Source organism: Ruegeria sp. CDSB029, from assembly GCF_059611125.1.
This window is the reverse complement of the sequence record NZ_JBXWOX010000058.1, coordinates 1-1,180: the sequence shown is the minus strand read 5'-3', so window position 1 is coordinate 1,180 and position 1,180 is coordinate 1. Positions and strand designations below refer to the sequence as shown.

The 1,180-nt window shown below is 58.7% G+C and carries 1 protein-coding gene; it reads left to right on the top strand.

The features are described 5' to 3' along the window. Window positions 1-1,176, top strand: a 1,176-nt coding sequence (tuf, locus tag AC2FI8_RS24500; protein WP_108861257.1) for an elongation factor Tu, incomplete at its 5' end; no start/stop codon positions are given. Window positions 1,177-1,180: the final 4 nt, after the last annotated feature.

Sequence of the window (1,180 nt, the reverse complement as noted above, 5' to 3'; positions counted from 1 at the left end):
ATGGCAAAGGAAAAGTTTGAGCGTAATAAGCCGCACGTCAACATCGGCACGATTGGCCACGTTGACCACGGCAAGACCACGCTGACCGCAGCAATCACCAAGTATTTCGGTGACTTCAAAGCGTATGATCAGATTGACGGCGCGCCTGAAGAAAAAGCACGTGGCATCACCATCTCGACCGCCCACGTGGAATACGAGACCGACACGCGTCACTATGCGCACGTCGACTGCCCCGGCCACGCCGACTACGTCAAGAACATGATCACCGGTGCCGCACAGATGGACGGCGCGATCCTGGTTGTGAACGCTGCTGACGGCCCGATGCCGCAGACCCGCGAGCACATCCTGCTGGGCCGCCAGGTTGGCATCCCGACCATGGTCGTGTTCATGAACAAAGTGGATCAGGTTGACGACGAAGAACTGCTGGAACTGGTGGAAATGGAAATCCGCGAGCTGCTGTCTTCGTATGACTACCCCGGCGACGACATTCCTGTCATCGCAGGTTCGGCTCTGGCCGCGATGGAAGGCAACAAGCCGGAAATCGGCGAAGAATCGATCCGCAAGCTGATGGCGGCCGTGGACGAATACATCCCGACACCTGAGCGCGCTGTTGACCAGCCATTCCTGATGCCGGTCGAAGACGTGTTCTCGATCTCGGGTCGTGGTACCGTTGTGACCGGTCGTGTCGAGCGTGGCGTGATCAATGTTGGCGACGAGATCGAAATCGTCGGCATCCGTGACACTCAGAAAACCACCTGTACTGGTGTTGAAATGTTCCGCAAGCTGCTGGATCGCGGTGAAGCGGGCGACAACATCGGCGCCCTGCTGCGCGGTATCGACCGTGAAGGCGTTGAGCGTGGTCAGGTTCTGTGTAAGCCGGGTTCGGTTACACCGCACACCAAGTTCGAAGCCGAAGCCTATATCCTGACCAAGGAAGAAGGCGGTCGTCACACTCCGTTCTTCGCGAACTACCGTCCTCAGTTCTACTTCCGTACAACTGACGTGACCGGCACCGTGACCCTGGCAGCTGGCACCGAGATGGTTATGCCCGGCGACAACGTGTCGTTCGAGGTTGAACTGATCGCACCGATCGCGATGGAAAACGGCCTGCGTTTCGCCATCCGCGAAGGCGGCCGCACCGTCGGCGCCGGCGTCGTGTCGAAAATCGTCGAGTAAGTCG